Below are 8,007 nucleotides of genomic sequence, written 5' to 3'. Positions count from 1 at the left end.
ATGGTGGGCTGGATGACGCTCACCGCCGGCACCGCCCGCGGTGAGCGTCATCCAGCCCACCATCGAGGTGGCGCCCGGCATCACGATTCCGGTCGGCCCGCCGACGACGATCACCAACGCGCCCCCGCCGCCCGGAGGCACCCAGCCGGGTGGCCCGCAGCCACCCGGCGTCCCGCCGGGCGGCCCGCAAGCGCCCCCGCCGCCGCCGTGACCGGCGCGCGGCAGCAGGACAGCACCATCTCACCGCGGCCCCTGGCCGCCGATCTGCGCAGCGCCGACAATCGCGATTGCCCCAGCCGCACCGACGTTTTGGGCGCGGCGCTGGCCGATGTCGTCGGCGGACCGGTGGGCCGCCACGCGCTCATCGGCCGAACGAGGGTGATGACTCCGGTGCGGGTCATGTTCCTGATCGCGCTGGTGTTCCTGGCGCTCGGCTGGTCGACCAAGGCGGCGTGCCTGCAGAGCACCGGCTCGGGGAGCGGCGACCAGCGGGTCGCCAATTGGGAGAACCAACGGGCCTACTACGAGTTGTGCTATTCCGACACGGTGCCCCTTTACGGCGCGGAGTTGTTGAGCCAGGGCAAGTTCCCGTACAAGTCGAGTTGGATCGAGACCGACGGCAGCGGCGCGCAGCAGACGCGCTACGACGGCCGGCCGGCCGTGCGCTACATGGAGTATCCGGTGCTGACCGGGGTCTACCAGTACGTGTCGATGGCGGTGGCCAAGACCTACACCGCGCTGAGCAAGGTCGCCCCGCTGCCGGTGGTGGCCGAGGTGGTGATGTTCTTCGACATCGCGGCGTTCGGGCTGGCGTTGGCGTGGCTGGCGACCGTCTGGGCGACCGCGGGCCTGTCGGGCCGGCGCATTTGGGACGCCGCCCTGGTGGCCGCCTCGCCGTTGGTGATCTTTCAGATATTCACCAACTTCGATGCTTTGGCAACGGCTTTCGCGATGGGCGGGCTGTTGGCCTGGGCACGGCGCAAACCGGTGTTGGCCGGTGTGCTGATTGGGCTGGGCGCCGCGGCCAAGCTCTACCCGCTGCTGTTCCTGGGCCCGATGCTGGTGCTGGGTATCCGGACCGGTCGCCTTCGCGCCTTGGCGCGCACGGCGGCGACGGCCGCGGCGACGTGGTTGTTGGTGAATCTGCCTGTGCTGGTGCTGTTTCCGCGCGGTTGGTCCGAGTTCTTCCGGCTCAACACGCGGCGCGGTGACGACATGGATTCGTTGTACAACGTGGTGAAGTCGTTCACCGGCTGGCGCGGGTTCGATCCCGGGCTCGGCTTCTGGCAGCCGCCGACCGTATTGAACGCGGTCGTTGCGGTGTCGTTCGCGCTGTGTTGTGCGGCGATCGCGTATGTCGCGCTCACCGCCCCGCGACGGCCAAGGCTGGCGCAGCTGGTGTTCTTGGTGGTGGCGGCTTTCCTGTTGACTAACAAGGTGTGGAGTCCCCAGTTCTCGTTGTGGTTGGTGCCGTTGGCGGTGCTGGCGTTGCCGCATCGCCGAATCCTGTTGGCGTGGATGACGATTGACGCACTGGTCTGGGTGCCGCGGATGTACTTCCTGTACGGCAACCCCAACCGCGGGCTGCCGGAGCAGTTCTTCACCACGACGGTGTTACTGCGCGACATCGCGGTTGTGGCGCTGTGTGTGCTTGTTCTCCGGCAGATCTACCGGCCCGAGGAAGACCCGGTGCGCTGGGGCGGGCGCGTCGACGATCCGGCGGGCGGCCCCTTCGATCGCGCCTCCGACGCACCGCCCCGCTGGTTGCCCGACTGGCTGCGTCCGCCGGGGGTGCGCCGCCCGACGGCGCCGGCAGCCGAACCGGACAAGGAAGCGGTGGCCGCGGCGCCATGACCCGCGCCGACGACGATGATGCCGGCGTAGCCGGGATGTAAGGAGTGGCGCCATGACCGTCGTCGCGATCCCGCTGTTCCCGCGGTTCACCGCCTTGGACGCCGTGGGCCCGTACGAAGTGCTGCAACGCATTCCATCGATCGAGGTCGTGTTCGTCGGGCACCGCCGCGGCGAGGTCCGCACCGAAAACGGCATGCTCGGCGTCGCCTGCGATGCGGCCTTCGACGAAGTCGGCGCCCCCGACGTGGTGGTCGTGCCGGGCGGCATCGGAACCCGCCAGCTGATCCACGACGACGCTATCCGCGCCTGGCTTCGATCGGTGCACCCCAACACGACGTTCACCACCTCGGTGTGCACCGGGGCGTTGTTGCTGGCCGCCGCCGGCCTGCTCGACGGGCTCACCGCGACGACCCATTTCAGTGCTGCGGATTTGTTGAACGAGTTGGGTGCGCGTTACGTGCCCGAACGAGTTGTCGAGCACCTGTCGCAGCGAATCATCACCGCCGCCGGTGTATCCAGCGGCATCGACATGGCCCTACGGTTGGTCGAGCTTCTTGTCGACCGAGAGGCCGCGCAAGCCGCCCAATTGTTGATCGAATACGACCCGCAGCCGCCGTTCGACTCCGGGTCGCTCGCCAAGGCCGACGACGCGACGAGGGCCAGGGCGAAGGAATACACCGAACGCCGGAAGTAAGGCCCCGGCCCGACGGATTTTTCGGGCCGGCCCCCCGTCCGGTACCCTGGTGCGGTTGCCGACGCAGGCGACCCTCCTGCCACGGAACGACCGTGGCCGCTTGAGACCAGAGGAGGTGGTGAGGTTTCCATGCGTCCATACGAAATCATGGTCATTCTTGACCCCACGCTCGACGAGCGCACCGTTGCCCCGTCCTTGGAGACGTTCCTCAACGTCGTCCGCAAGGATGGCGGGACCGTCGACAAGGTCGACATCTGGGGCAAGCGCCGCCTGGCCTACGAGATTGCCAAGCACGCCGAGGGCATCTACGTCGTCGTCGACCTGAAGGCCGAGCCGGCGACGGTATCCGAGCTCGACCGCCAGCTCAGCCTCAACGAGTCGGTGTTGCGCACCAAGGTGATGCGCACCGATAAGCACTGACTGCCGAGTGTCGTCGCAGCTGCGTACGCTCAGCGGGAACACACTGATGTCTATCCCCCGTCCAAACGTGACGAACAGGGTGGAACGAGGAGGAACCTGTGGCTGGTGACACCACAATCACCGTTGTCGGCAACCTGACCGCCGACCCCGAACTGCGGTTCACTCCCTCGGGTGCCGCCGTGGCGAACTTCACCGTGGCGTCGACGCCACGGATCTATGACCGCCAGAGCGGGGAATGGAAGGACGGCGAGGCGCTGTTCCTGCGGTGCAACATTTGGCGGGAGGCCGCCGAGAACGTCGCGGAAAGCCTCACTCGCGGTGCCAGGGTAATCGTCACCGGGCGGCTCAAGCAGCGTTCGTTCGAAACCCGCGAGGGCGAGAAGCGCACGGTCGTCGAGGTCGAGGTCGACGAGATCGGACCTTCGCTGCGGTACGCCACCGCCAAGGTCAACAAGGCCAGCCGCAGCGGGAGCGGGGGCGGTGGCTTCGGCGGGGGCGGCGGCTCGCGCCCGGCGGCGGCCCCGGCGGCCCAGCCGAGTGGCGGGGACGACCCGTGGGGTAGCGCCCCGGCCTCGGGGTCCTTCGGCGGCGGCGACGACGAGCCACCCTTCTAAAAACACAAAACTTCAGACCAGTAACAAACGGAAAGAAAGACAGACATGGCCAAGTCCACCAAGCGGCGTCCGGCTCCGGAAAAGCCGATCAAGGCGCGCAAATGCGTCTTCTGCGCCAAAAAGGGTCAAGCGATCGACTACAAGGACACCACCCTGTTGCGCACCTACATCAGCGAGCGCGGAAAGATCCGGGCGCGCCGGGTCACCGGCAACTGCGTGCAGCACCAGCGCGACATCGCCATCGCGGTAAAGAACGCGCGCGAGGTGGCCCTGCTGCCCTTCACCTCCTCGACGCGGTAGCCGCCGAGAGCCAACCGAAAGTACTGGACAATGAAGCTGATTCTCACGGCTGACGTCGATCACCTCGGGACCGTCGGCGACGCGGTCGAGGTCAAGGACGGGTACGGCCGCAACTTCCTGCTCCCGCGCGGCCTGGCCATCCTGGCCTCGCGCGGCGCGCAGAAGCAGGCCGACGAGATTCGCCGGGCCCGCGAGACCAAGACCGTGCGCGACCTCGAGCACGCCAACGAAATCAAGTCGGCGATCGATGCGTTGGGCCCCGTCACGCTGCCAGTGAAGGCCGCGGGCGACACGGGCAAGCTGTTCGGCTCGGTGACCGCCGGTGCCGTCGTCGCGGCTATCAAGAAGGCCGGCGGACCTAACCTCGACAAGCGGGTCGTCCGCCTGCCCAAGACGCACATCAAGGCCGTCGGCACCTATGCGGTCTCGGTGCACCTGCACCCCGAGATCGACGCCGAGGTCGCGCTCGATGTCGTTGCGGATAGCTAACTAAGTAGCGTTTGCTCTCACTCGGCGGCGGCCCTCGATCGGCCGCCGCCGCGCCTTTGGTGCTTGGCGCGGGCTTTGCGGCGGCTTTTGACCGCGGACGCGTTTGCTCGGCTGGCGAACTCTTTCCGGGGTCCCGCCGAGCGATCCTCTTAACCACCTGGTAACTCGGCGAAAATATGGCCGAAAGCCAACACGCCCGACGCAGTAACCTGCGACGACACGCCGTAGAGATTCCTGTCCACACCGATTGTGGTGAGTTGTACTGCTCTTATCAGCAGCGATGTAGCGGAGTCTCGAATTAATCCACAGGTTCTCCACACCCCGTTCAACACAGGTGTCGAAGGATATGCACACGCAATGCACAGCCTTATGAACAGTGGCCCTTTTAAGTACTGGCCAGCAACGCTTACGGTCGTCCCGGCGCGATGCGATATGGGTTCATGTGGCCGTTGGGTGTCGGCGCCTTGACTTAAGCTCTTAATGTCGGTTCGAATGTATGTTCGGGTACTCGTGCTAGGGGAGGTGAGAGTCCGTGGCGGTCGTCGATGACCTCGCGCCAGGCATGGATTCGTCGCCACCGAACGAAGAGTTCGGCCGCCAGCCCCCGCAGGATCTCGCCGCGGAGCAGTCGGTGCTGGGCGGGATGCTGCTGAGCAAGGATGCGATCGCCGACGTCCTGGAACGGCTGCGGCCCGGCGACTTCTATCGCCCGGCGCACCAGAATGTCTACGACGCGATTCTTGACCTCTACGGGCGCGGCGAGCCGGCCGACGCCGTGACGGTCGCCGCGGAACTGGACCGGCGCGGAATGCTGCGCCGCATCGGCGGTGCTCCCTATCTGCACACCCTGATCTCGACGGTGCCGACGGCGGCCAATGCGGGCTATTACGCGGGCATCGTCGCCGAGAAGGCCCTGCTGCGCCGGTTGGTCGAGGCGGGCACGCGGGTCGTGCAGTACGGCTACGCGGGCGCCGAGGGCGCCGACGTGGCCGAGATAGTCGACCGCGCGCAGGCCGAGATCTACGACGTCGCCGACCGCCGGATGTCCGAGGACTTCGTCCCCCTCGAGGACCTGCTGCAGCCGACGATGGACGAGATCGACGCCATCGCGTCCAGCGGCGGGGTGTCGCGCGGCGTGCTGACCGGTTTCACCGAGCTCGACGAGGTGACCAACGGCCTGCACCCCGGGCAGATGATCATCGTGGCGGCGCGGCCCGGCGTGGGCAAGGCGCTGGCGCTGAAAACGCCCCTGCCGACGCCGGGCGGTTGGACAACCATGGGAGACGTCGCGGTCGGTGAGGAGCTGCTCGACGCCGACGGGCAGCCGACGCGGGTGGTAGCCGCTACCGAGGTGATGCTCGGGCGGCCCTGCTACGAGGTGGAGTTCTCGGACGGGACAGTGATCACCGCGGACGCCGCGCATCAGTGGCCGACGACTCGCGGCATCCGGACATCGGCTCAGCTGCGCGGCGGCGCGGACGCTATTGCGGCGGCCGGGACGACGCCGCACTACGCCAACCTTGGGACGACGGCCTTGTTGGCTCCTGTCCTGCAGATCACCTCGGTGCGCCGCGTGGAAAGTGTGCCGGTGCGCTGTGTCCAGGTGGACAACGCTGCGCGTCTTTATTTGGCCGGCCCTGGGATGGTGCCGACGCACAATTCCACGCTGGGTCTGGACTTCATGCGGTCGTGTTCCATCAAGCACCGGCTGGCCAGCGTCATCTTCTCGCTGGAGATGAGCAAATCCGAGATCGTGATGCGGCTGCTGTCGGCCGAGGCCAAGATCAAGCTCGCCGACATGCGCTCGGGCCGCATGAGCGATGACGACTGGACACGCCTGGCGCGGCGGATGAGCGAAATCAGCGAGGCGCCACTGTATATCGACGACTCGCCCAACTTGACCATGATGGAGATCCGGGCCAAGGCGCGCCGGCTGCGGCAGAAGGCCGACCTGCGGCTGATCGTCATCGACTACATGCAGCTGATGACGTCGGGCAAGAAGCACGAGTCGCGCCAGGTGGAGGTGTCCGAATTCTCAAGGCACCTCAAACTTTTGGCGAAGGAACTCGAGGTTCCGGTGGTGGCGATCAGCCAGCTCAATCGTGGTCCCGAGCAGCGCACCGACAAGAGGCCGATGCTCGCCGATCTTCGCGAGTCGGGATGCCTGACCGCATCGACGCGGATCCTGCGCGCCGACACCGGGGCCGAGGTCACGTTCGGCGAGCTGATGAGGACGGGCGAGCGTCCGCTGGTGTGGTCGCTGGACGAGCGGTTGCGCATGGTCGCGCGCCCCATGACCAATGTCTTCCCGAGTGGCCGCAAGGAGGTGTTCCGGCTTCGGCTGGCCTCGGGCCGCGAGGTCGAGGCCACCGGTAACCACCCGTTCATGAAGCTCGATGGCTGGACGCCGTTGGAGCAGCTGAAGATCGGTGATCGCGTCGCCGCACCGCGGCGCGTTCCCGAGCCGGTCGACACGCAGCGGATGGATGACTGCGAGGTGATGCTGCTTGCCCATATGATCGGCGACGGGTCATGCGTGAAGCGCCAGCCGATCCGCTACGCATCAATCGACGAGGCGAACCTCGCCGCGGTGACGGTTGCCGCCGCGCACTTCGGCGTGAAGGCAGTTCGCGACGATTACCCGGCGGCTCGCGTGACCACGCTGCGGTTGCCGGCGCCGGAGCGGCTGGCGCGCGGCCGCCGCAACTCCATTGCTGCATGGCTCGATGGGCTGGGTCTGTTTGGCAAGCGCAGCTACGAAAAGTTCGTGCCGGAGGCGGTATTTCGTGCGCCCAACGATCAGGTGGCACTGTTCCTGCGGCACCTGTGGGCGACGGACGGGTCCGTACGCTGGGACGCCAAGGTTGGGCAGGCGCGGATCTATTACGCTTCAACCAGTCGGCGTCTCATCGATGACGTCGCGCAGCTGCTGCTCAGGGTTGGCGTTTTTGCGAGGATCAAGCATGCGCCGAAGCTCGGTTACCATGACTCATGGCACCTGCACATCTATGGGGCCGAGAATCAACTGCGGTTCGTTAACCACGTTGGCGTCCACGGTGCGAAAGCGGTAGCGGCAGAAGACGTACGGCGTCATCTCGAAACGATCGTGCGCAACACAAACTTGGATATTATCCCGAAAGAGGTGTGGGAGCGTGTCCGCGAGGTACTGTCCGCCAAGCAGATCACGCACCGAGAGTTTGCGTCGGCGATGGGTAGCCAGTTCTGCGGCTCCGCGATGTGGAAGCACTCGCCGAGTAGGTCGCTGCATCGCGCGGCGGTCGTGCTCGAGGATCGGGAGATCCACGCGCTTGCGACCACCGACGTCTACTGGGACACGGTCGTCGAGATCGCGAGTTTGGGTGAAGAGGACGTTTACGACGGAACGGTAAGTGGCACACATAATTTCGTCGCAAACGGGATTAGTCTGCATAATAGTTTGGAACAAGATGCCGACGTCGTCATCCTGCTGCACCGGCCAGACGCGTTCGAACGCGACGATCCGCGCGGGGGAGAGGCGGATTTTATTCTCGCCAAACACCGCAACGGCCCGACCAAGACGGTGACCGTCGCGCACCAGCTCCACCTGTCGCGCTTCGCCAACATGGCGAGGTGACAACGTAGACCGCGCTCTGCGGT

The 8,007-nt window shown here is 66.3% G+C and carries 7 protein-coding genes; all 7 read left to right on the top strand.

Going from position 1 to position 8,007, the window contains the following annotated elements; translation table 11 throughout:
- Positions 1-207 precede the first annotated feature (207 nt).
- The 7 genes from AWB92_RS07980 (at position 208) to AWB92_RS07945 (ending at position 7,984) form a co-directional block, all read left to right on the top strand.
- A complete protein-coding gene (locus tag AWB92_RS07980) occupies positions 208-1,854 on the top strand; it encodes a glycosyltransferase family 87 protein (RefSeq protein ID WP_085184815.1) in 1,647 nt (548 codons plus the stop codon).
- Positions 1,855-1,906: 52 nt separating this feature from the next.
- A complete protein-coding gene (locus tag AWB92_RS07975; RefSeq protein ID WP_085184814.1) occupies positions 1,907-2,548 on the top strand; it encodes a DJ-1/PfpI family protein in 642 nt (213 codons plus the stop codon).
- Between the two features lie 129 nt (positions 2,549-2,677).
- Entirely contained in the window at positions 2,678-2,968 is a 291-nt protein-coding gene (rpsF, locus tag AWB92_RS07970) for a 30S ribosomal protein S6 (protein ID WP_044509152.1), read from the top strand.
- Positions 2,969-3,066: 98 nt separating this feature from the next.
- Positions 3,067-3,582: a single-stranded DNA-binding protein gene (locus AWB92_RS07965; protein ID WP_068111888.1), complete on the top strand. Its 516-nt coding sequence runs from the start codon at positions 3,067-3,069 to the stop codon at positions 3,580-3,582.
- 45 nt (positions 3,583-3,627) lie between these two features.
- Positions 3,628-3,882 carry a 30S ribosomal protein S18 gene (rpsR, locus tag AWB92_RS07960; protein ID WP_066935440.1) on the top strand — a complete coding sequence of 85 codons (255 nt, stop codon included), beginning with the start codon at positions 3,628-3,630 and terminating at the stop codon, positions 3,880-3,882.
- Between the two features lie 30 nt (positions 3,883-3,912).
- The gene (rplI, locus tag AWB92_RS07955) at positions 3,913-4,371 is read left to right on the top strand and encodes a 50S ribosomal protein L9 (RefSeq protein WP_068136505.1); all 459 of its coding nucleotides are present in this window, start codon (positions 3,913-3,915) and stop codon (positions 4,369-4,371) included.
- 532 nt (positions 4,372-4,903) lie between these two features.
- A complete protein-coding gene (locus AWB92_RS07945; RefSeq protein WP_085184813.1) occupies positions 4,904-7,984 on the top strand; it encodes a replicative DNA helicase in 3,081 nt (1,026 codons plus the stop codon).
- Positions 7,985-8,007 lie beyond the last annotated feature (23 nt).

This window comes from Mycobacterium sp. IEC1808, assembly GCF_002101935.1.
Taxonomy (GTDB): Bacteria; Actinomycetota; Actinomycetes; order Mycobacteriales; family Mycobacteriaceae; genus Mycobacterium.
This window is presented reverse-complemented; position numbering and strand designations above follow the sequence as displayed.